At 68.3% G+C, this 21,554-nt stretch carries 22 protein-coding genes; 18 read left to right on the forward strand and 4 right to left on the reverse strand.

The annotated features are described in order from the left end of the window. The first annotated feature begins 332 nt into the window (after positions 1 to 332). Positions 333 to 1,073 (forward strand): aggregation-promoting factor C-terminal-like domain-containing protein, encoded by a 741-nt coding sequence (locus tag ABD225_RS10990; RefSeq protein WP_344084934.1) that lies wholly within the window; start codon positions 333 to 335, stop codon positions 1,071 to 1,073. Between the two features lie 212 nt (positions 1,074 to 1,285). On the opposite strand, the gene coaA is transcribed toward ABD225_RS10990, so the two are convergent. Then, positions 1,286 to 2,233, reverse strand: coding sequence for a type I pantothenate kinase (gene coaA, locus ABD225_RS10995; RefSeq protein WP_344084937.1), 948 nt, complete (start codon positions 2,231 to 2,233; stop codon positions 1,286 to 1,288). 93 nt (positions 2,234 to 2,326) lie between these two features. Here coaA and glmS point away from each other — a divergent pair, with 93 nt between their 5' ends. The 10 genes from glmS (at position 2,327) to tsaD (ending at position 12,052) form a co-directional block, all read left to right on the forward strand. Next, on the forward strand, positions 2,327 to 4,186 hold the full coding sequence (gene glmS, locus ABD225_RS11000) for a glutamine--fructose-6-phosphate transaminase (isomerizing) (protein ID WP_344084940.1): 1,860 nt from the start codon (positions 2,327 to 2,329) through the stop codon (positions 4,184 to 4,186). A 4-nt stretch (positions 4,187 to 4,190) separates the two neighbouring features. Further along, the gene (locus ABD225_RS11005; RefSeq protein ID WP_344084942.1) at positions 4,191 to 4,544 is read left to right on the forward strand and encodes a holo-ACP synthase; all 354 of its coding nucleotides are present in this window, start codon (positions 4,191 to 4,193) and stop codon (positions 4,542 to 4,544) included. Next, on the forward strand, positions 4,541 to 6,028 hold the full coding sequence (locus tag ABD225_RS11010) for a bifunctional ADP-dependent NAD(P)H-hydrate dehydratase/NAD(P)H-hydrate epimerase (protein ID WP_344084944.1): 1,488 nt from the start codon (positions 4,541 to 4,543) through the stop codon (positions 6,026 to 6,028). Before ABD225_RS11005 ends, ABD225_RS11010 begins: the two co-directional genes overlap by 4 nt. Positions 6,029 to 6,071: 43 nt before the next feature. Then, positions 6,072 to 6,773, forward strand: coding sequence for a hypothetical protein (locus ABD225_RS11015; protein ID WP_344084946.1), 702 nt, complete (start codon positions 6,072 to 6,074; stop codon positions 6,771 to 6,773). Positions 6,774 to 6,997: 224 nt separating this feature from the next. After that, positions 6,998 to 8,188: an alanine racemase gene (gene alr / locus ABD225_RS11020; RefSeq protein ID WP_344084948.1), complete on the forward strand. Its 1,191-nt coding sequence runs from the start codon at positions 6,998 to 7,000 to the stop codon at positions 8,186 to 8,188. Beyond that, on the forward strand, positions 8,188 to 9,360 hold the full coding sequence (locus tag ABD225_RS11025; RefSeq protein WP_344084950.1) for an alpha/beta fold hydrolase: 1,173 nt from the start codon (positions 8,188 to 8,190) through the stop codon (positions 9,358 to 9,360). Before alr ends, ABD225_RS11025 begins: the two co-directional genes overlap by 1 nt. Beyond that, a complete protein-coding gene (gene tsaE, locus ABD225_RS11030; RefSeq protein WP_344084952.1) occupies positions 9,357 to 9,863 on the forward strand; it encodes a tRNA (adenosine(37)-N6)-threonylcarbamoyltransferase complex ATPase subunit type 1 TsaE in 507 nt (168 codons plus the stop codon). Before ABD225_RS11025 ends, tsaE begins: the two co-directional genes overlap by 4 nt. Beyond that, entirely contained in the window at positions 9,856 to 10,536 is a 681-nt protein-coding gene (gene tsaB, locus ABD225_RS11035; protein ID WP_425564399.1) for a tRNA (adenosine(37)-N6)-threonylcarbamoyltransferase complex dimerization subunit type 1 TsaB, read from the forward strand. The genes tsaE and tsaB overlap by 8 nt, the downstream gene beginning before the upstream one ends. Beyond that, positions 10,536 to 11,009, forward strand: coding sequence for a ribosomal protein S18-alanine N-acetyltransferase (gene rimI / locus ABD225_RS11040; protein ID WP_344084956.1), 474 nt, complete (start codon positions 10,536 to 10,538; stop codon positions 11,007 to 11,009). Before tsaB ends, rimI begins: the two co-directional genes overlap by 1 nt. Beyond that, complete coding sequence (tsaD, locus tag ABD225_RS11045) at positions 11,006 to 12,052, forward strand: tRNA (adenosine(37)-N6)-threonylcarbamoyltransferase complex transferase subunit TsaD (RefSeq protein ID WP_344084958.1); 1,047 nt, start codon at positions 11,006 to 11,008, stop codon at positions 12,050 to 12,052. The genes rimI and tsaD overlap by 4 nt, the downstream gene beginning before the upstream one ends. Here the strand turns inward: tsaD and ABD225_RS11050 are convergent. Beyond that, positions 12,033 to 12,299 carry a hypothetical protein gene (locus ABD225_RS11050; protein ID WP_344084960.1) on the reverse strand — a complete coding sequence of 89 codons (267 nt, stop codon included), beginning with the start codon at positions 12,297 to 12,299 and terminating at the stop codon, positions 12,033 to 12,035. The two genes, tsaD and ABD225_RS11050, sit on opposite strands and share 20 nt — an antisense overlap. Positions 12,300 to 12,309: 10 nt before the next feature. Here ABD225_RS11050 and ABD225_RS11055 point away from each other — a divergent pair, with 10 nt between their 5' ends. Next, a complete protein-coding gene (locus ABD225_RS11055) occupies positions 12,310 to 13,272 on the forward strand; it encodes a glycoside hydrolase family 3 N-terminal domain-containing protein (RefSeq protein ID WP_344084974.1) in 963 nt (320 codons plus the stop codon). Between the two features lie 73 nt (positions 13,273 to 13,345). Here the strand turns inward: ABD225_RS11055 and ABD225_RS11060 are convergent, their stop codons facing one another. After that, positions 13,346 to 14,512: a glycoside hydrolase family 3 N-terminal domain-containing protein gene (locus ABD225_RS11060; RefSeq protein ID WP_344084975.1), complete on the reverse strand. Its 1,167-nt coding sequence runs from the start codon at positions 14,510 to 14,512 to the stop codon at positions 13,346 to 13,348. Between the two features lie 39 nt (positions 14,513 to 14,551). Between ABD225_RS11060 and ABD225_RS11065 the strand changes: the two genes are divergently transcribed. The 4 genes from ABD225_RS11065 to ABD225_RS11080 are packed head-to-tail and all read left to right on the forward strand — an operon-like array spanning position 14,552 to position 17,931. Beyond that, positions 14,552 to 15,535, forward strand: coding sequence for a nucleoside hydrolase (locus tag ABD225_RS11065; protein ID WP_344084976.1), 984 nt, complete (start codon positions 14,552 to 14,554; stop codon positions 15,533 to 15,535). Positions 15,536 to 15,538: 3 nt separating this feature from the next. Further along, complete coding sequence (locus ABD225_RS11070; protein ID WP_344084977.1) at positions 15,539 to 16,441, forward strand: ribokinase; 903 nt, start codon at positions 15,539 to 15,541, stop codon at positions 16,439 to 16,441. Positions 16,442 to 16,451: 10 nt separating this feature from the next. Beyond that, entirely contained in the window at positions 16,452 to 17,066 is a 615-nt protein-coding gene (locus ABD225_RS11075) for a GDSL-type esterase/lipase family protein (RefSeq protein ID WP_344084978.1), read from the forward strand. A 55-nt stretch (positions 17,067 to 17,121) separates the two neighbouring features. After that, positions 17,122 to 17,931, forward strand: a complete 810-nt coding sequence (locus tag ABD225_RS11080) for an LLM class F420-dependent oxidoreductase (RefSeq protein WP_344084980.1) — start codon at positions 17,122 to 17,124, stop codon at positions 17,929 to 17,931. A 16-nt stretch (positions 17,932 to 17,947) separates the two neighbouring features. Here ABD225_RS11080 and ABD225_RS11085 read toward each other — a convergent pair whose 3' ends face one another. Beyond that, on the reverse strand, positions 17,948 to 19,195 hold the full coding sequence (locus tag ABD225_RS11085) for a class I SAM-dependent methyltransferase (protein WP_344084982.1): 1,248 nt from the start codon (positions 19,193 to 19,195) through the stop codon (positions 17,948 to 17,950). 251 nt (positions 19,196 to 19,446) lie between these two features. Here ABD225_RS11085 and groES point away from each other — a divergent pair, with 251 nt between their 5' ends. Both groES and groL read left to right on the forward strand, forming a co-directional pair. Beyond that, positions 19,447 to 19,740 (forward strand): co-chaperone GroES, encoded by a 294-nt coding sequence (groES, locus tag ABD225_RS11090; protein ID WP_344084984.1) that lies wholly within the window; start codon positions 19,447 to 19,449, stop codon positions 19,738 to 19,740. A gap of 153 nt (positions 19,741 to 19,893) precedes the next feature. Further along, positions 19,894 to 21,510: a chaperonin GroEL gene (gene groL / locus ABD225_RS11095; RefSeq protein WP_344084986.1), complete on the forward strand. Its 1,617-nt coding sequence runs from the start codon at positions 19,894 to 19,896 to the stop codon at positions 21,508 to 21,510. The last annotated feature ends 44 nt before the right edge of the window (positions 21,511 to 21,554 follow it).

Consider the following 21,554-nt stretch of genomic DNA (forward strand, 5'->3'; position numbering starts at 1 on the left):
TTGGCCACTTGGGCCTTGGTGATCGCCTTGCGCATGACCAGCGTCAACTCCATCCATAAAGGGTCCACCCACGCGGGCATTCGTGGATGAGGCAACGAAGCAACCCACGCGGGCATCTTGGATGAGTCAATGCGGTCGATTTGGGTGACGCGTGGATGAACGGTAAAGTATCTTTTTGATAACGGCGCGTGAGGCGGAGTATGCCCGGCGCCTGGCCGCGTCGTCGCGGTCGCCTCCCGAAAATCGCCTCGGCCCACGTTCGTCGCGGGTGAGATGTCCCGTACGCCGGGTCGCGGGAGGCACGTGTCCCCGATCTAGGAGTGCTTTCCCCCATGAGCGGAATCCGCCGGCGCCATTCCACGCGCCCCTCCGCCCACCGCAAGACCGTCCCCGCAGCCGCCGGGGCGATCGCCCTTGCCCTGAGCGCCGTTGCCGGCGTCAGCGCTGCCGCGGCCAGCCCCGGCGCCGCGCCGACAGATGCCGCGACCTTCGTCGAGGCGCCCCACCCCGCCGCCGTGCTGGCCGATCTCAATCAGGCACGACTCGCCGACGTCATCTCCCGTGGTACCTCGCGCGTGAGCATCGGCGCGGGCCGGGCGGCCAAGGATGAGGCAACCGCCGAGCGGTCGGCCCGGGCAACCGCCCAGATCGCCGACGCCATCGCGACGGAGCGAGCAGCCGAAAAGGTTGCGCGCGCAAAGGCCCGCAAGGCCGCCGCAGCCAAGAAGGCGGCCCAGAAGGCGGCTGCGCAACTGGCCGCCAACCAGGCCGACCCACAGGCCGTCGCCCGGCGCGTGATGGGCGAATATGGTTTCGGCGCAGACCAGTTCGGCTGCCTCGTGCAACTCTGGACCGGCGAAAGCGACTGGAACTACACCGCCAGCAATCCGTCTTCGGGCGCCTACGGCATACCTCAAGCCCTGCCCGCCACCAAGATGGCCACCGCCGGCGCCGACTGGCAGACCAACCCCGAAACCCAGATCCGTTGGGGCCTTGGATACATCAAAGCCTCCTACGGCACCCCCTGTGGCGCCCTGAACTTCTGGAACTCCCACTACCCCCACTGGTACTGAGTTTTCTGGTTCAGCTCCTCCTCGGCCTCGGCGGGTCGGCTCGTTCCTCGCCGTCCCGTCTCGGCCGCATCGTCGCCACTGAGTTTTCTGGTTCAGCTCCTCCTCCGGCTCGCGTGGTGCGCTCGTTCCTCGCGACCCCCACCGCCGGTCTGACGAACCAGGCCTGGAGCCTCGCTCTGCCCTGAAAAAACTGCCCTGAACGAGTCAGAAGCTCAGACCTTGCGCAGTCGAATCGTCTCGACCGTGTGGTCCTGACCCTTGGTCAGCACCAAGGTCGCTCGCCCCCGGGTGGGCAGGACGTTCTCGATCAGGTTCGGCTTGTTGATTGATTCCCAAATGCCTCGAGCCGTGGCGCGGGCCTGCTCATCGGACAGCTCCGCATACCGGCGGAAATAGCTGTCGGGATCGGCGAAGGCGGTGCGGCGCAGGCGCAGGAAGCGCTCGACATACCAGGTCTCGATCTGCTCGGGGTCGGCATCGACGTAGACGGAGAAGTCGAAGAAGTCGCTGACGGCCAGCGCGTCGGTCTGGTCCGGCGCCGGCGCGAGGACGTTGAGCCCCTCGAGGATCAGCACATCCGGCTTGGCCACCGGCGTGGTGGTCGGCAGCACGTCATAGGTCAGGTGGTCGTACTGCGGCGCCTGCACGACCGGCATCCCGGACTTGATGTCCGCCACGAACCGCAGCAGCGCGCGACGGTCATACGACTCGGGAAAACCCTTGCGCTGCATGAGGCCTCGCCGTTCCAGCTCGGCATTTGGCAACAGAAAGCCATCTGTCGTGACCAAGGCCACGCGCGGGGTCTGGGGCCACCGCAGCAGCAATTCCTTGAGTATTCGCGCAGTTGTCGACTTGCCGACCGCCACCGACCCCGCGACACCGATGATGTACGGCACGCGTGCCGGGCGCTCGCCCAGGAACTCCGATGTGGCCAGCCGCAGCCCATGCGTCGCCTCGACATAGAAGTGCAGCAGTCGGGAAAGCGGCAGGTAGACCTGCTCCACCTCATCCAGGTCGAGCGGCTCGCCAAGTCCGCGCAGCCGCGCGAGGTCGTCCTGCGTCAGGCTCATCGGGTGGTTCTCGCGCAGGTGCGCCCATTCGGCGCGCCCGAACTCGGCATACGGGCTCGGGAGGCTGATGTCGGCGCTGCTGTGCGGCACGCGCGCCATTGTTGCCTATGCCGCGTGGGCGCGTCAGGCGGGCCGCGCGCCGCAACCTCTGGCGACCCACCCCGAGCCGTACGCTTGAGCACCATGTGCGGAATCGTTGGATATGTCGGCCCGGTCGCGGACGACAAGGCTCTCAATGTCGTGATGGAGGGCCTGGCCCGCCTGGAATACCGCGGCTATGACTCCGCGGGTGTCGCGCTGGTCACCGACGATGGCGTCGCCACCGAAAAGCGTTCCGGCAAGCTGGAGAACCTCCGCTCGGCACTGCATACCCACCCGCTGGCGGCCTCCCGCACCGGCATCGGGCACACGCGCTGGGCCACTCACGGCGGCCCGACCGACACCAACGCTCACCCGCACCGCGGCGGCGCGGACGACAAGCTCGCCCTCATCCACAACGGCATCATCGAGAACTTCCACGCCCTCAAGCGAGGGCTACTCGCTGAGGGTGCCGACTTCGAGTCCGAGACCGACACCGAGGTGGCGGCCAAGATCGTCGGCCGCGAGTTCGATCGCACCGGCGACCTGACGGCGGCGATGCTGGCCGCCGTCGCCGAGCTCGAAGGCGCCTTTACGCTGCTCGCCGTGCACGCCGACCAGCCCGGTGTGGTCGTCGGCGCCCGCCGCAATAGCCCCCTCGTCGTCGGTCTCGGCGAGGGCGAAAACTTCCTCGGCTCCGATGTCGCCGCCTTCATCGGCCACACCCGCCAGGCGCTCGAGCTCGGCCAGGACCAGATCGTCACGATCACCCCGGACAGCTACTCCGTCATCGGCTTCGACGGCGCGCCCGCCGAGGGCAAGCTCTATGAAGTGACCTGGGACGCCGCGGCCGCCGAAAAGGGCGGCTACGACACCTTCATGGAGAAGGAAATCCACGACCAACCGCAGGCCGTCGCCGACACCCTGCTCGGCCGCACCGACGAGAGCGGCGCTCTCGTGCTCGACGAATTGCGCATCAGCGAAGAGCAGCTGCGGGCCGTCGACAAGATCATCGTCGTCGCGTGTGGAACGGCGGCCTATGCCGGCATGGTCGCGAAGTACGCCATCGAGCACTGGGCCCGCCTGCCCGTGGAAGTCGCTCTCGCGCATGAGTTTCGGTATGCCGATCCGGTCGTCGACGAGCGCACGCTGGTCGTCTCGATCAGCCAGTCCGGCGAGACGATGGACACCCTCATGGCCGTCAAGCACGCCAACGAGATGGGCGCCCTGACGGTCTCGATCTGCAACACCCACGGGTCGACCATCCCGCGAGAATCCGATGCCGTCCTCTACACCCACGCCGGTCCCGAGATCGCGGTCGCCTCGACGAAGGCCTTCCTCGCGCAAATCACGGCGGCCTACATCCTCGGCCTCTACCTCGCGCAATTGCGTGGGGGTTCGTATGCCGAGGGCGCCCAGGCCGTCATGCGCGACCTGCACGAGATCCCCGGCAAGATCGAGGAACTGCTCACGCGCATGGACCGTGTCGTCGAGATGGCGAACTTCATGGCCGACACCCGCTCGGTGCTCTTCCTCGGTCGCAATGTCGGTTTCCCGGTCGCCATGGAAGGCGCGCTCAAGCTAAAGGAACTGGCCTATATCCACGCCGAAGGCTTCGCGGCCGGTGAGCTCAAGCACGGCCCGATCGCCCTGATCGACGCGGGCCAGCCCGTCTTCGTCATCGTTCCCGCGCCAGACACCCCCCACGAACTGCACAAGAAGGTCGTCTCCAATATCCAGGAGATCCGCGCCCGCGGTGCCCGCACCCTGGTCATCGCCCACGACGGCGATGAGGATGTCGTGCCCTTCGCGAGCGAGGTCATCCGGATCCCGCAATGCCCGCCGCTGCTCGCGCCGCTGCTCGCGGTCGTCCCATTGCAGGTCTTCGCCCTGCATCTGTCGACGGCCAAGGGCCTCGACGTCGACCAGCCGCGCAACCTGGCCAAGTCCGTCACGGTCGAGTGACGCAGTGATCGTCGGGGTCGGCATCGATGTCGTCGATGTCGCGCGGTTCGGCGAAACCCTCACGCGCACACCGCGATTGCGCGATCGACTGTTCACCGAGACCGAACGTGACCTGCCGCTGAATTCCCTCGCGGCGCGCTTCGCCGCCAAGGAAGCCTTCGCCAAGGCGCTCGGCGCGCCAGTGGGCTTGGATTGGCAGGATGCCGAGGTGCGCCGCAATGCCTCGCGCCAGCCGTACTTCGTGACGCAAGGCAGTGTCGCCGCGCGCGTCACCGAGTTGGGCATCACCTCGGTCCACCTCTCGCTCTCGCACGATGCGGGCATCGCGTCGGCTGTCGTGGTCTGCGAGGCGACGTGATCGAGGCCTATGCCCCGGAGACGGTGTATGCCGCGGAGCGCGTGCTCATGGAGCGACTCGCCGAGGGTGAGCTCATGGCCCGGGCGGTGACGGGTTTGGCGAAGGTTGCCGCCATCCGACTCGCCGAACGCGGCGGACGTCGCGTGGTCGCCCTGGTTGGGCCGGGCAACAACGGAGCCGATGCGCTGTATGCCGTGGCTCACCTCGCCGAAGACGGAATCCTCTGCGGCGCAGTGCTTCTCGACGGAAAGGCACACGCCGGAGCTCTGTCCGCGGCCGAAGCTGCCGGTGTTGTCCTCGCGCGCGAGGTTGCCAGTGAGGTGCCCGCACCCCTCTCGGACGCTGCGGGCGGACTCATCGGGGAAGCGGATCTCGTCCTCGATGGAATCCTCGGCATCGGCGGTCGGGCTGGCCTGCCGATGTGGGCGCGTACCTGGGTGGCGGCCATCCCCGAGACCGCCTATGTGATCGCCGTCGACCTCCCGTCGGGCCAGGACCCCCAGGGTGAGCAGGGCGATCCCGATGGTGTGTTCGCGGACGAGACGGTGATCTTTTCGGTGCCGAAGCCGGTGCATCTCCTTCCGGCCGGGGAGCCGGCCTGTGGACTCCTTACGGTGGTGGACATTGGGCTCGACTTCGGAGAGGAACCAGTCGCCGTGCGACGCCTCGACCGTCAGGATGTGGCGGCCATGTGGCCGGTTCCCGAGGCAACCTCCGACAAATACTCCCGCGGCGTCGTCGGCATCATCGCCGGTGGCGAAAGCTACACCGGCGCAGCGATTCTCGCCGTCACGGCAGCGGTGGAGGCGGGTGCCGGAATGGTTCGTTATGTCGGCACCCCGACCCCGCAGGCTCTGGTTCGGGCGGCTGTCCCGGAGGCGGTCCACGGTCCTGGGCACGTGCAAGCATGGGTGATCGGCCCGGGCCTGGACTCCGCCGCGCGACACAAAGGTGCTGCAGCACAACGCGATTGCGCACGCGAAGCACTCGCGTCGACGGTGCCCGTTGTGATTGATGCCGGGGGACTCGACTTCGTGACCGGGCTCCGCGAGGCGCCGACGCTGCTCACCCCGCATGCCGGCGAATGCGCCCGCCTCCTAAGCCGCCTGACCGGCCGTGAGATCAGCCGACGCGAGGTCACGGACGCCCCGCTTCGACACGCCCGCGACCTCGCGGACCACACCGGTGCCTTCGTCCTGCTCAAGGGTTCATGGACGATCGTGGCAGGACCAGGGGGAGGGACGGCATACAGCCAGAACGACGCACCGCCCTGGCTAGCGACCGCAGGGGCCGGCGATGTGCTTGCCGGTCTGCTCGGCACACTGCTCGCGGCCGGACTGCACCCCGGTCCCGCCGGCGCACTCGGCGCCCTAGTGCACGGGCTGGCGGCGGACCGCGCCAATCCCGGCGGACCGATCCGCGCCCTCGCGATCGCGCGGGCGCTCCCGGCCACCATCGCCGGTCTGCTTCGCGAAAATTGCTGAGCAACTCGACACAACCTTCTCCGCGACTTCGGCGTCTGAGGGGATGAGCGGACGCACCGAGGCGACCGCCACGACACCGGGAGTTGCTATGTCTCGCAAGACTTTTGCCCGCCGCACCAGCCTGACCATCGCGGCCGCCCTCGCGGTTTGTGGGCTCGCCGCCACGACCACGAGCGCGACGGCCGCGCCAGCCGAGGGAGCGAAGCCGGCGTGGAATATCCCGGATGTCTCGCCGAAGCCCTATCAGCGAGTCGGCAAGGTCACCCCCTTCTTCGACCTCGGCAACTACGACAACATCTCGCCCTCCGGTGCGCACTGGTGCCAGGCCGAGGGCCGCGACGGCAAGATGGGCACGATCGCCGGCCGGATGTGGATGTTCGTCGAGGACTACACCACCGATGCCGAATCCCTCTACAAGAACGACGCGACGATCACCGTCAGCGGTTGGGCTAATGGCCAGAAGGCCTTCAACAAGTTCGCCAGCGACGACCTGTTCTGCACCTGGCAGACTCCGCAGACCCGCCTGACCTGGGGCGAGAAGAACCCGCAGCGCTACTGGCTCTCGACGTCCGGCAAGGTCAACACGAAATACCAAGTAACCGGCGCCGTCCGCGTCGGCGACATGATCGTCTCGGTCACCGCCGGCTCCACCGATGCGGCCACGGCCCGCGAGATGGCGACCCGGATGACCGTGGCCGTCGAGCGCAACCTGCGCGCCACCGACCTGGTCCGCATCGCCTCCTGACCCGCACAGCCGTATGCCGCCCGCACCCGCAGGGGTGGTGCGGGCGGCATACGCACCGTCCGTCACTCCTTTCTCTCCGGATGCCGAAACCTTGCGCTTCACCCCCGCTAGAAAGCGCTCCGAACCTCAGGTTTCCGGCATCCGGAGAGAAATGGGGGACCAGCGCCCAGCCCCTCCGCCCGCATACGGGGCGGGGCCGCCGCCCGACCTAGACTGAAGCCCTCATGGATCACAGTGCAGAGGCGGGCTCTGGCGCCCGCAGCGAGTTCTTGGCCCCCGCCGGCGTCTCCGGGTGGATCGAGGTCGACCTCGGAGCTATCGCCGCCAATGTGCGCGAGTTGAAGCGCCGTGCCGGATCGGCCGATCTGATGGCCGTGGTCAAGGCTGATGGTTATGGTCACGGCGCCTACCCAGCCGCCCGCGCCGCGCTCGCCGGAGGAGCGAGCAGCATCGGCGTGGCCCAACTGACCGAGGCGCTCGCGGTGCGGGCCGCCGGCATCAAGGCGCCCATGCTCACCTGGCTCTATGTCCCGGGCGCCGACTTCGCCGCCGCGCTGCTGGCCGATATCGACCTTGCCGTCTCGACGGATTGGGCGCTCGCGGAAGTCATCGCGGCGGTGCGCAGCACTGGCAAGCCGGCCCGCATACATCTGAAGGTCGACACCGGCCTCGCCCGCAATGGCGCCTTCGGCGCCGACTGGAGCGCCCTTGTCGCGCAGGCAGCCGCCGCGGCGGCCGAGGGAGCGATCGAGATCGTCGGGGTCTGGTCGCATTTCGCGTATGCGGACGCGCCCGAGCACCCCACTGTGCGGGCTCAGCAGGAGGTCTTCGAGGCCGCGGCTGCCGAGGTCGAGCGGGCCGGCATCCGGGGCTTCCAGCGCCACCTCGCGAACTCGGCGGCCACCTTGACCAACCCCTCAGCGCATTACGATCTCGTGCGCCCGGGGCTGGCGATCTATGGTTTGTCCCCGACCCCCGACATCGCGACGAGCGCCGAGTTCGGCCTGCGCGAGGCGATGCGCGTGGTCTCGCGCGTGGCCAATGTCAAGACGGTCCCGGCCGGCCAAGGGGTCAGCTATGGCCACACCTATGTCACCGATCGCGAAACGCGAATTGGGCTGGTGCCCATGGGGTATGCCGATGGCCTCCCGCGCTCTGGCTCCAACGCCGGCCCCGCGCTGCTCGGGGAGCGCCGCCTGACCATCGCCGGACGCGTCTGCATGGATCAGGTCATGCTCGATCTCGGTCCGGAGTCCCCGGCCGTGGCCGGTGACGAAGTCGTCCTCGTGGGCTCGGCGGCAGCGGGCGAGCCGACGGCCGAGGACTGGGCGGTCGCCACCGGCACGATTTCCTACGAAATCGTCACGCGGATGAGCACTCGCCTGCCGCGCTACTACCGCTCTGAGACGGCCTGATGGCGAGTCGACGCCTCACCGCGGCCACGATCGGAGCCGCCGCGACCGCCGCAGCGATCAGCGCCACGGGAGCAGCGGCCCGGCAGGCCACGAACCGCCGTCTGCGGCTAGATGGCCTCGAGGCGGCCGAGGTCGGCGCAGCCCATCCGTTCGAGTGGGTGGCCGGCCAGGAACTCACGGTGACAACCGACGATGGCGCGGCCTTGCATGTCGAGATCGACGAACCCGATGGCTGGCAGGGTGGCCCCACCATCGTTTTCACCCACGGCTACTGCCTCGCGCTCGGCTCCTGGATCCACCAGCGCCGGGCCGTCACGCGCGCCGGCTTTCGGGTTGTCGCGTGGGATCAGCGCGGTCACGGACGCTCGGGCAATGGCACGCAGCAGCCGCCGACCATCGAGCGGCTGGGAGCCGATCTCGCGGCGGTGCTTGAGGTGTGTGTCCCGACCGGACCGATCGTCCTGATCGGTCACTCCATGGGCGGTATGACGATGATGGCTCTCGCCGAGCACGACCCGGTCCTCGTCCGAGAGCGGGTCATCGGCGCGGCTTTTGTCGCCACCTCGGCCGGTGGCGGCGGTCTGGTTTCACTCGGTTTCGGTCGCTTCCTCGGCACGGCCCTGCTGCGCATGGGCCCCGGTGTCCTCGCGAATATCGCTGCGCGCCAACGGCTCTGGAAGGCCGCGCGGCGCCTAGGGCGGGACGTCGAGTCCTATCTGGTCGAGCGATTCTCGTTCGCCTCGCCGGTCTCGCAGGAGACGGTTCGCTTCGCAGCGGACATGCTGCTCGCCACCGATCTGACCGTCGTCGGGTCCTTCCTGCCCGCGCTGGAGGCGCACGACAAGCGGGATGCCCTGCCGATCTTTGGCCACACCGAGGCCCTGGTCCTCAACGGCGAGGGCGATGTCCTGACCCCGCCGGATCACAGCACGGCGATCGTCGAGGTCCTCCCGGGCAGTGAGCATGTGGTCATCACCGAAGCCGGCCACCTCGTCATGCTGGAGCACCCGGCGCTCGTTGATGCGCAGATTCTCGCTCTCATCGATCGCGCGATCGCCTCCGCCGCGGTGGGCGCGCCCCAGACCCGCCGGATCCTGCGTCAGGTCACCGATGTGGCCCGGCGCAAGGCCGTCGCGAGCCGACGGGCCAAGCGCGTCAAGGAGCGGGTATGACGGCCGCTCGCGCCCTGCAGGTCAGCCTCGCCACCGCCGACGACACGGCGGAGTTTGGGCAGGCTCTCGCCACGCTGCTGCGGGCCGGTGATTTGGTCATCCTTGCGGGGGATCTCGGGGCCGGCAAGACCACCTTGACCCAAGGCATCGCTGCCGGATTGGGGGTCCGCGGTCCGATTACCTCCCCGACCTTCGTCATCGCGCGCGTCCATCCGTCGCTGCGTGGCGGACCGGACTTGGTGCATGTCGATGCCTACCGGCTCGGCTCCTTCACGGAACTGGACGATATGGATCTCGACACCGAAATTGAGAGCGCGGTGACGATCGTCGAATGGGGCGAAGGCATGGCCGAGGAACTCATGGATTCACATCTGCTCATCCGACTCACAGCGGACCCAGAAACCGAGACGAGGCTGGTGCAGGTGATGCCGAAGGGCCCGCGCTGGTCCAGCCCAGCCACGCGAGCTGTGCTGGCCGCCCTGCTGGAGGACGAGGATGAGTGAGGTGATCATTCTCGCGTTCGACACCTCGACCTCGGCCATCACGGCCGCGGTCCACGATGGCTCCCGAATCCTCGCGGAGGCGGCCGTGATAGACACCAGGCGGCATACCGAAGCCCTTGCGCCGATGGTCGAAAAGTCATTGCAGGAGTGTGGACTTCGCCCTGCGGACCTGACGCACATCGCGGTCGGCATCGGCCCGGGACCCTTCACCGGACTGCGCGTCGGGATCGTCACCGCGGTGACGATGGGCTATGCCCTGGGCGTCCCGGTCCACGGCATCTGCTCCCTTGATGCGCTCGCGGCTCAGGCGGTCGGCGACGTGGATGGGGAGTTGCTGGTCGCCTCAGACGCCCGCCGCAAGGAGGTCTACTGGGCTCGCTATGTCAGCGCCGATGGCAGTGCCATGCGCACCAGCGAGCCGGCTGTGAACCATCCCCTGGACCTGCCAGAAGAGGTTCGCGCCTTGCCCACGGTGGGCCGCGGTCCGGTCCTTTATCCCGAGCATTTCCGCAACCCGCGCCCGATCCTCGACGTGCGGGCGGGCGCCATCGCCGACCTGGCGGCGCTGGAGATCGGGAGCGGACGCCATACCGACGCCGTGCCGATGTATTTGCGCCGCCCGGACGCGCAAGAGCCCGGCGCACCGAAGCCGACCCTGGCGGGTGGCCGGTGATGGCGGCCGTCCTACGCGATCTCCGATGGCCCGATCTGCCGCAGGTGGAGGCGATCGAAGCAGCTGTCTTCCCGGACGATGCGTGGACCTCGGCGTCCTGGTGGGCCGAACTCGCGGCCCGGCCCAGGCGGGAGTATGTCGTCGTGGACGACGGCGGGCAGGTGCTGGGTTATGCCGGGCTCGACCACGCAGGAGCGACTAGCGACATCATGACCATCGCCCTCCACCCGGCTTCCCGAGGGCGCGGACTCGGGCGAATCCTGTTGCAGGAGTGTGAGGCTCGCGCGATTGCGCGTGGCGCCACGGCCATGCTGCTTGAGGTCCGAGCCGACAACGCCGCGGCGATCGGCCTGTATGCCGCGGGCGGCTATGCCGTGATCCAGACCCGACGTCGCTACTACCAACCGGGCGATGTCGATGCTCTGGTGATGCGACGGCACCTGACCACGAACGAGCAGGAGGTCGGCGCATGAGTCGCGACGAACCCTTGGTGCTCGGCATTGAGACCTCGTGTGACGAAACCGGGGTCGGCATCGTGCGCGGCGAGACGCTGCTCGTGGACGCCATCGCCAGCAGTGTCGACTTGCACGCGCGCTTCGGTGGTGTCGTGCCCGAAGTCGCCAGCCGCGCGCACCTCGAAGCAATGGTTCCGACGATCCAGCGGGCGTGCGATCAGGCAGGGATCGCGCTGCGCGATGTCGACGCCATCGCGGTCACCAGCGGGCCTGGGCTGGCCGGGACGCTCATGGTCGGCGTCGCCGCCGCCAAGGCACTCGCCCTCTCGCTCGGCAAGCCGTTGTATGGCGTCAACCACCTCGCCGCACACGTCGCCGTCGACATCGTCGAGCACGGTCCGCTACCGGAACCCGTTCTCGCGCTGCTGGTTTCGGGTGGTCACTCGTCTCTCCTTCTCGTCCCGGATGTCACGCAAGATGTCCGCTCGCTGGGTTCGACGATCGACGATGCCGCGGGGGAGGCCTTCGACAAGGTGGCCCGCGTCCTGGGGCTGCCGTTCCCAGGGGGTCCGCATATCGACCGGGCCGCCCGTGATGGCCAGATCGCCATTGACTTCCCGCGGGGATTAACCAGTGGGCGCGATATGGAGCGCCACCGCTTCGACTTCTCGTTCTCGGGATTGAAGACGGCTGTCTCACGCTGGGTCGAGGGCCAGCGGGCCGCGGGCGCCGAGATCTCGGTGCCGGATGTCGCGGCGTCCTTCCAGGAGGCCGTCGTCGACGTGCTGACCCGCAAGGCGATTCTCGCGTGCCAGGACAATGGTGTGGAGCATCTGCAGATCGGCGGTGGCGTAGCGGCGAACTCGCGGCTTCGCGCGATGGCGCAGGCACGGTGCGACAGTGCGGGAATTGCTCTTCGCGTGCCACGCCCGGGGCTGTGCACGGACAATGGCGCGATGGTCGCGGCGCTCGGTGCCCAACTCGTGGCCAAGGGTCGCGAACCCTCCGCCCTGGACCTCCCGGCCGACTCGTCCATGCCCGTCACCGAGGTGACCGCATGAGCCATCGATCTCGCGCGGTCCTCGCAATCGCTTGTGGGGCAACCTTTTTGGCGTCGTGCACATCGACCGGTGGTGCAAGCACCTCTAAGTCGACGACCGCCTCCACAGGCGCGACGGGCTCAAGCTCGTCGACCCAGTCGACAACGGCCAGCGAGTCGCCATCGGCGACCACCGATCCGGCGCAGACCTGCGCCACCCGCATCGCCGACAGCTTGTCGCCATCCGAGCAGGCAGCGCAGCTGCTCATGGTGGGCATGATGTCGGACGCAGGCGTGGACTCGGTCACCGATGCGGTCTCGCGGTCCGGGGTCGGCGGCGTGATCTTGCTCGGCGGCTGGAACGGCAAGAGTGCGGTCTCGGCGGCGACGAAGCAGCTCGATGCCCTCGCGCAGGGTCCCGGTCTGTTTCTGGCGGCCGACCAGGAGGGCGGGCAGGTGCAGCAGCTCAAGGGCGCCGGCTTCAGCACGATTCCCTCCGCGCAGAACCAAGCCGCCATGGCGTCTGACCTGCGGGCCGCCGCCACCACCTGGGGAGCGGAGCTGCGGGCGGCGGGCATCAATGTCAATCTCGCCCCGGACGCCGACACCGTGCCCGCTGACATCGGGACGGCCAATGGGCCGATCGGTCGCTACCACCGGGAGTATGGCGCCACCCCCGAGGCCGTGATTCCCCCGATGACCGCTTTCCTCAAGGGTATGCAGGATGCCGGCGTGATGACTTCGGTGAAGCACTTCCCGGGAATCGGCCGGATCTCCGGCAACACCGACACGGCCTCGACCGGCATCTCGGACACCACGGCGACCGTCGATGACCCGCATCTGAAGCCCTTCGTGGCGGGGATCGAGGCCGGCAGCGATTTCGTCATGATCTCCTCGGCCTACTACCCGAAGATCGCTGCGGCCCAAGCACTTTTCGCTCCGGAGATCGTGACGGATCTGCTGCGCGGCGACCTGGGATTCAAGGGTGTGGTCATCACCGATGATGTCGGCGCTGCAGCGGCCGTGCGCGATGTGCCTGTGGGCGACCGGGCCACGCGATTCATCGCGGCCGGTGGCGATGTCGTGCTGACGGCTGTTCCTGCCGATGTCCCGGTAATGGTCAAGGCGATCACCAGCAAGGCGGCGAACGATCCGGTCTTCGCCGAGCAAACACGCGATGCCCTGATCCGAGTGCTGACGCTGAAGGCGCGTCGGGCGCTATTGAACTGTACGGGCGGGTGACCGCTTCAGAGCGACGTGGCGGCCGGTGACGCGCGAACCACACAGACCGTGGTTACGAACTTCGTGGGGCGACTCAGGAGCAGGACGTCATACCCCGTTGGGTCTTCAGCGTCAGGATGCGCAGGACGGCCGCATCCAGGCGCGCCTTAAAGTTCGGGTTTGTCGCTCGCGCCGACCGGATCGCCGAAATCATCGTGGGGACGTCCGAGGCGTTCGCCGTCAGGATGATGTCGCCGCCGGAGTTGATGAAACGCACCGCCCTGTCACCCGGTGAAATCGTTTGCACAGCAACCGCATTGCCGATGTCGTCACTGATGACCACGCCCTGGTAGCCAAGCTGGCCACGCAGTAGTCCGGTGATGATCGTTGGGGAGAAGGCGGCATGGCGCTTCGCATCGATCAGCGAGTACTTCGCATTGCTGATCATGACGAAGTCGCCCCCCGCGGCGATCCCGGCCTTGAAGGGATTGAGATAGTGCGAGGTCGCGCTCGTCGCGGTGTCGGTGATCCCGGTGTCCGAGGTGTCGGTGTTGTTGGTGATCCGGCCGAGCCCCGGGAAGTGCTTGATCGTCGCGGCGATGCCGCCGGCGTGCATCCCGGCGACCGCGGCTGAGACATCCGCTGAGACGCGGTCAGGCGCATAGTCGTAGTTGCGGAGGTAATAGCCGATCGGCCGGTTATAGGGCATGAAGTCCTTGTTCACGGTGTCGGCGACCGGGGCGAGATTGACATTGACGCCGGCGGCGCGCAGTTGAGCGGCCCAGCTTGCGGTCAGGCGCTGGATCGTCGCCGTGCTGTAGTGACTGCCTTGGTAATAGGCGCTCGGGATCGTCGAGAAACCGCTGCCCTGGACTTGCTGAACATAGCCACCCTCCTGGTCGGCGGCGATCGCCATCTTGACGCGGGAGTCGGCGAAGGTCGCGGCATGGGCCGTCGCCGACGCGGTCACGCTCACGCCATTGTGGAAGCCGCCCAGCAGGACCACACCCCCCGGCCGGTAGGTCCGCAGGTAGGGATCGACGGCCCGCGGGTTGTCCGCATACATCCCCACCCAGATCAGCTGTCCGATGCGGACGCTCGTCGGCAGATCCATAGTGAGCTGCTGCACACACGTGCGCTGGGCGGCGGTCAAAGCGGATGCAGGAGAGGCGATTTCGGCGCGCTGAGCCGCGGCTGGCGAGCCGCTCACGGCGAGCGCCAGGCCCATTGTCGCGATGGCGGCCCTGGCGATTCTCGGCATTCTCGCACCATACTCCGGCAGCCCGTAGCATCCCCGGACATGAGCGGCATACCCCTGATCCTGGACGTCGACACAGGTGTCGACGACGCCTGCGCGCTTCTGTTGGCGGCACTCCACCCGGACCTGGACCTGCGGGCGGTCACCTGCGTCGGCGGCAATGCTCCGCTCGCCGACGTCGTGCGCAACACCCTCGCCGTGCTTGCGACCACAGCGCGACTCGACGTGCCGGTCGCCGCAGGCGCCGATCGTCCGCTCTTGGAGGATCCCGTCGACGCCCGCCATGTCCACGGCCAGGACGGCATGGGAGACCTCGGGTGGCCACTGGCACACCACCAACCGGACGAGCGGCACGCCGTCGAACTGCTGCGCGATGTGCTGCTGACGGCCGCCGACACCGGCGAGCGCATCACGCTCGTGCCGCTCGCGCCCCTGACCAATATCGCTCTGCTCCTGCGCACCTATCCCACTGTGGCCCAAGGGATTTCACGAATCATCTTCATGGGTGGTGCCGCGGCCAGCGGCAATGCCACGGCGTCGGCGGAGTTCAATGTCTTCCACGACCCCGAGGCGGCGGCGATCGTCCTGGACGCCGCCGCCGACCTCGGCATCCCCGTGACGATGTACGGGCTGGACGTCTTCTACCGCCCCCGTGTTCGCCGGGAGGAGGCCGAGGCGATGATCGCCCGCGACCCACACGGCCCAGGCGGTCTCGGCGGACGCCTCATCCGCTTCCAGTGCGAACGTTTCGAGACCGACGCGGCGACCATCGGCGATGCCGGCGCGGTGTGCGCCGTGATCGACGGATCAAAACTCGCCACAACCGTCCTCCCCGTGCGCGTCGAGCTCGCCGGCCGCTACACCCGGGGACGCACGATCGTCGACCACCGCGACTGGTCAGGAGACCTGACCCACGACCCGCATGGCCAATCCGATGTGGTCGTCGATGTCGCTCTCGACGTCGACGCCTCCGCATACAGCAGACTGTGGATCCACACCGTGCAGGGCGATATGACGAGGGGCTGAGCAGTGGGGCGAGTCATCGTGATCGGGTCCATCAATGTCGACCAGGTCGCCCTGGTCGAGGAGCGGCCCAAGCCGGGCGAGACCGTGCTCGCCATCGGTCACCGGCAACTCGCGGGCGGCAAGGGCGCCAACCAGGCGATTGCCGCCGCGCGCGCCGGCGCGGACGTCCTGATGGTCGGACGGGTCGGCGACGACTCGGGGGGAGCGGCATACCTGCGGCGGCTGGCGGCCCACGGGATCGATGTGCGGCACGTCCAGGTCTCCACCGAGCGGCCAACAGGCACCGCCTTCATCACGGTCGACGAAACCCGGGAGAACACCATCGTTGTCGTGCCGGGCGCCAATAGCGAAGTCGGTGCCGACTGGCCCGAGAACTTTCCGGCGCTCACGGCACAGGATGTCGTCGTGCTGCAGTTGGAGATCCCGCTGCCGACGGTGATCCGGGCGGCCGATCTCGCCCACGAGGCGGGCGCACGCGTGGTGATCAATGTCGCGCCCTATGCCGAACTGCCGCCCGCGACGCTCGCGCTCGCCGATCCGATCGTCGCCAATGAACATGAGGCGATGGCGCTGGCGGATTCGGGGGCGGGCGTCGGGTCGCTGCTGATGACGCTCGGACCCAATGGGGCGGTGTGGGATGGCATCGGCGCACCCGCCCATGACGTGCCCGGGGGCCTGGTCATCGACACGACCGGGGCGGGGGATGCCTTCGTCGGGGCCCTCGCGGCCGCCCTCGCGGGAGGTGCGGATCACGCGGGTGCCGTGCAGGCGGCCTTGGCCGCCGGGTCGGAAGCAGTCAGTTACGCGGGGGCCCAGCCGGATGCCGCGCTCGGTCCGGAGTGGATGTCCGCGGGCGCCGCGCCTGCGGACCTCGCCGAATCGAACGAAGGCGAGAGGTTCGCATAGAGTTGCCCGCGTGAGTGACGAACCCTGGATCCCTTCTCGCCGCGACCTCGGCCTGGCCTTCCTCGGCGACTCCTTCGTTGTCGGCGTCGGCGACCCCAAGGGCCAGGGCTGGGTCACCCGGGTCATCGCGCGCAGCCAGGCGCCGGAAGCCGACCTGACGGTTTATAACCTCGGCGTTCGGGGGGCGACCAGCAGTGATGTGCTCGATCGCTTCCGCACCGAGGTTCCGACGCGCTTCGAGGGCCGCTCCGATCGGCGGCTGATCGTGTCGGTGGGCACCGATGATGTGCTGACGGGTATGTCGGTGGCTCGCCACCGCCTCAACCTCGCGACCATCCTCGACGAGGCCGCCAGCAGCAGCGTGGGTGCCTTCGTCCTCAGCCCGCCGCCGGGGCCGGATGCGCAGGCCAATGCGCTGCTCGAGGTCTTTGTCGACGCGCAGGCCGATGTCTGCTCCCGCCGCGGCGTGCCCTTCGTCGACGCCTACCGCCCGCTGCTCGGCCACGACCAGTGGGATTCCGATCTCGCCGCCGCGACCATCCCCGGCCACCCTGGCCAGGCGGGCTATGGCCTGATCGCGTGGCTGGTCCTCAATGGCGGCTGGCGGGAGTGGCTCGACCTCTGAGCCCCAGCGGTCGGTCGGGCGGGCGCGGGCTCGCGGGGCGGCATACGGTGGCCCCATGAGTGAGCATCCGGTGCGCATCGGGGTGCAGTTGCATCCCCAACAGGCTGACTATGCCGCGATCCGTGACGCGGTCGCTGCGGCTGAGGGCCTCGGCGTCGATGTGCTTTTCAACTGGGACCATTTCTTCCCGCTGTATGGCGACACCGACGGCAAGCATTTCGAGTGCTGGACGATGCTCGCGGCCTGGGCCGAGCAGACGCGACGGGTCGAGATTGGCGCGCTGGTGACGTGCAATGGCTACCGCAATCCCGATCTGCTCGCGGACATGGCGCGCACCGTCGATCACATCAGTGGCGGACGGCTCATCCTCGGGATTGGGTCTGGCTGGGCCGAGCGCGACTATTCCGAGTACGGCTATGACTTTGGCACCCCGGGTGGGCGCTTGGATGTGCTTGCTGAGTCGCTGCCGCGCATCGAAAAGCGTTGGGAGGCACTGAATCCCGCGCCGACACGCGATATTCCCGTCCTCATCGGCGGAGGCGGTGAACGCAAGACGCTGCGCCTGGTCGCGCGGCATGCCGACATCTGGCACACCTTCTCCCAAGGCGCCGAACTGGAGCACAAGATCGAGGTGCTGCGCGGACACTGCGCCACGGTTGGGCGCGACCCGGGAGAGATCGAGATATCCGTCGGGGTCGGCGGCCGCGGCCGGGAGGGGCGGCTGCCCGACGCGCCCGAGGTCGAGGGTCGTCCGCTCTATGACGCGGGGGCCCGGCTGTTCACGATCGGGCTGGGCGGGCCGGCATACGACCTGTCCGTCGTCGAACCCTGGCTGGCTTGGCGCGACGAGCTCAACGCGCGCTGAGGTCGCCGGTTGTGGTCTAGGCCGCCGGGGCGGGTTCGAGGACGAGGACGATTTGTGACCCGGCCACGCGAGTTAGCAGGATCGTCTCGCTCTTGCCGGAGCCCGCTCCGCGGCCGATGCGCAGGTCGCGGCGGAGGGCATCGTCATCGAGGCGCACCCCGCGCTTCTTGATGGTTAGGCCAGTGATCGCGTTGCGCCGCAACCAGGTTCGCAGTTCCTTGGTCGACAGCGGGAGGGTGTCGGTGACGGCATACCGACGAGCGAACCCCACGTCATATGCCGTGTCCGCCGTGACAAGGCCGAGCCCGGGTTCGAGTTCGTGGCCGTCGACTGCGGCGGTGACCGCGCCGACGAGGCCGGCCTGGACGAGGGCGCGGTCGGTTTCGTAGAGCCACGCGGCGATACCTTTGTCGTCGACAACCGTGGGCACATCGCCGGTGGCTTGGTCCTCGGTGACCTCGATCGCCGGCCGACCAGGACGTATGACGCGCGCCGTGCGCCCCGAGGTCCGCACCAGCGGACCCCACCAGATGACGCATTCGAGGAGTTCGCCGGCGCGCGAGACCCATTGCGCTTCGGCGCCGCGGGGGATGTGGTCGTGAGGGAAGGAGGGGGAGAGCTTCACGCCGGTCGCGGGGATGTGCGCGGCGATGGCCTGGACGGTGTCCCAGGTGGGACTGATGTCGTCGCGTCGAAAGACCCGGCGGGCCCGGCCGTGGATATCGGCGACTCCGCTGATGCGCCGGGCCGGGTCGAGCCAGGCGCCGATCCGGTCTCGCGCGGCGTCGGCCGGAGGAAGGAAGTCTTCAACGCGCCCGACCCGGGCGCGGGAGTCTGGCCAGGGTCGCAGGTTGGCGTCGGCGACCGCCGCCGTGACCGGGTCCGCGTCGATGGCCTGGACGGTGACGCCGAGCACCGCCAGCGCCAGGGCGTCTGCGCCGATGCCGCAGCCAAGGTCGTGCACGGTCGCGATGGAGGCCTCGGCGAAACGCTGTGCGTGCCCGGCCGCGACCTCGAGCCGCGTCGCCTGCTCGACGCCGTCGGCGGTGAAAAGCATGTCGTCGGCGAACTCCCCGAACTTCTCGCGGGCCTTTGTCCGCAATCGCTGCTGGGTCAGGAGCGCGGCCACATGGTCGGCGGGCAGTCCGTTCGCGCGGTAGCGCGTGGCGAGGCGGATGGCCGTGCGTTCGTCATAGGGCGGCAGGTCGTGGAGCAACTGCTGGCCCTCGGGCGATGCCAACCACCGCACCGCCGCCACGTCCACGCCGACCATCCAAGCAGGTCGCCGGAGCTGCGCTGCGAAGCGAGCAGATCCGAGCGAGAGGCGGAGGAGCCGAATCAGACAAGAACTGGCACTCAAGTTGACCGAGTGCTAACGACCGACATAGATTCTGATTGGCACTCTCCCCGTGCGAGTGCCAACCCGCGCCATGACGGCCGACCCCCGCGACGGCGGCCGGAGGGTGCACCTGAACTGCACATCATCCGCATACTTTCGACACCAAAGGAGTCATCGTGTCGGTTTCCATCAAGCCGCTCGAGGACCGCATCGTCATCAAGTCCCTCGAGGCTGAGCAGACGACGGCGTCCGGTCTGGTCATTCCGGACACTGCCAAGGAGAAGCCCCAGGAGGGCGAGGTCCTGGCGGTCGGCCCCGGTCGCATTGACGACAAGGGCAACCGCGTGCCGCTCGACGTCCAGGTCGGCGACCGCGTGATCTACAGCAAGTACGGCGGCACCGAGATCAAGCACGGCGGCCAGGAGTTCCTGATCCTCTCCGCGCGCGACGTTCTCGCGGTCGTTGGCTGACCCGAGCCAGACCGTATGTCGTGAGCGCGCCCCGCGCCTGACCTCGCCCGTGCGAGGCGGGGCGGGGCGCGTCGCGCATCCCCCAAGCACCACCTAGCCCACCGGCGGGCCCGCGGACGCGGGCGTGCGCCATACCGATTGCGAAGGAAAGCAATGGCTAAGCAACTGGAGTTCAACGACTCCGCCCGGCACTCCCTGGAGCGCGGCGTCGACGCGCTCGCGAATGCCGTCAAGGTGACCCTGGGCCCCAAGGGCCGCAATGTCGTCATCGACAAGAAGTGGGGCGCCCCGACGATCACCAATGACGGCGTGACGATCGCCCGTGAGGTCGAGCTGGAGGACCCCTACGAGAACCTCGGTGCGCAACTCGCCAAGGAGGTTGCCACCAAGACCAATGACGTGGCCGGCGATGGCACGACCACCGCGACCGTGCTGGCCCAGGCCATGGTCAAGGAAGGCCTGCGCAATGTCGCGGCCGGCGCGGCTCCCGCGAGCCTGAAGCGCGGCATCGACGCGGCCGTCGAAGCCCTCAACGCGCGCCTGCTCGACAACGCCCGCGAGGTCGACGGCAAGGACGAGATCGCCTCGGTCGCCGCGCTGTCCGCTCAGGACACCGGCATCGGCGCGACCATCGCGGACGCCTTCGACAAGGTCGGCAAGGATGGCGTCATCACTGTCGAGGAGTCTTCGACCGCTGAGACGGTCCTGGAGTTCACCGAAGGTATGCAGTTCGACAAGGGCTACATCAGCCCCTACATGATCAGCGACCCGGAGCGCATGGAGGCCGTCCTCGAGGATGCCTACCTGCTCATCAACCAGGGCAAGATCTCCACGATCGCGGACTTGCTTCCGGTGCTCGAGAAGGTCATGAAGACCGGCAAGCCGCTGGTCATCATCGCCGAGGATGTCGACGGCGAAGCCCTCTCGACGCTCGTCGTCAACAAGCTGCGCGGCACCTTCAATGCGGTGGCCGTCAAGGCCCCCGGCTTCGGCGACCGCCGCAAGGCGATGCTGCAGGACATGGCCGTGCTCACCGGTGGCCAGGTCATCTCCGAAGAGGTCGGCCTCAAGCTCGACCAGGTCAACATTGACCTGCTCGGCCAGGCCCGCCGCGTCGTCGTCACCAAGGACAACACGACGATCGTCGAGGGCGCCGGCAACTCCGATGAGGTCACCGGCCGCATCAACACGATCAAGGCCGAGATCGAGCGCACCGACTCCGACTGGGACCGCGAGAAGCTCCAGGAGCGCCTCGCCAAGCTCGCTGGCGGCGTCTGCGTCATCAAGGTCGGCGCGCACACCGAGGTGGAGCTGAAGGAGAAGAAGCACCGCATCGAGGACGCGATCTCCGCGACCCGCGCGGCCATCGAGGAGGGCATCGTCGCCGGTGGCGGTACCGCCCTCGTCCACGCGCTCCCCGCGCTGGAGGAGCTCGGCCTGACCGGTGACGAGCTGACGGGCGCGAATATCGTCCGCAAGGCCGCCGCCGAGCCGCTGCGCTGGATCGCCGAGAACGCCGGTATGGAGGGCTATGTCGCGGTCTCCAAGGTTGCCGACCTCCCCGTCGGCCAGGGCCTGAACGCCGCGACCGGTGAGTATGTCGACCTCGCCGCCGCCGGTGTCGTCGACCCGGTCAAGGTCACCCGGTCGGCGTTGCGCAATGCCGCTTCGATCGCCTCGATGGTTCTGACCACCGACACCCTGGTTGTCGAGAAGAAGGAAGAGGAGCCCGCTCCCGCGGCCGGTCACGGCCACGGTCACGGCCACTGATCCTCATACGGCGACCGCGCCACGACGAGGCCCCCGCCACCCCG

The organism is Nostocoides veronense, from assembly GCF_039531185.1.
GTDB classification, from domain to species: Bacteria; Actinomycetota; Actinomycetes; order Actinomycetales; family Dermatophilaceae; genus Nostocoides_A; species Nostocoides_A veronense.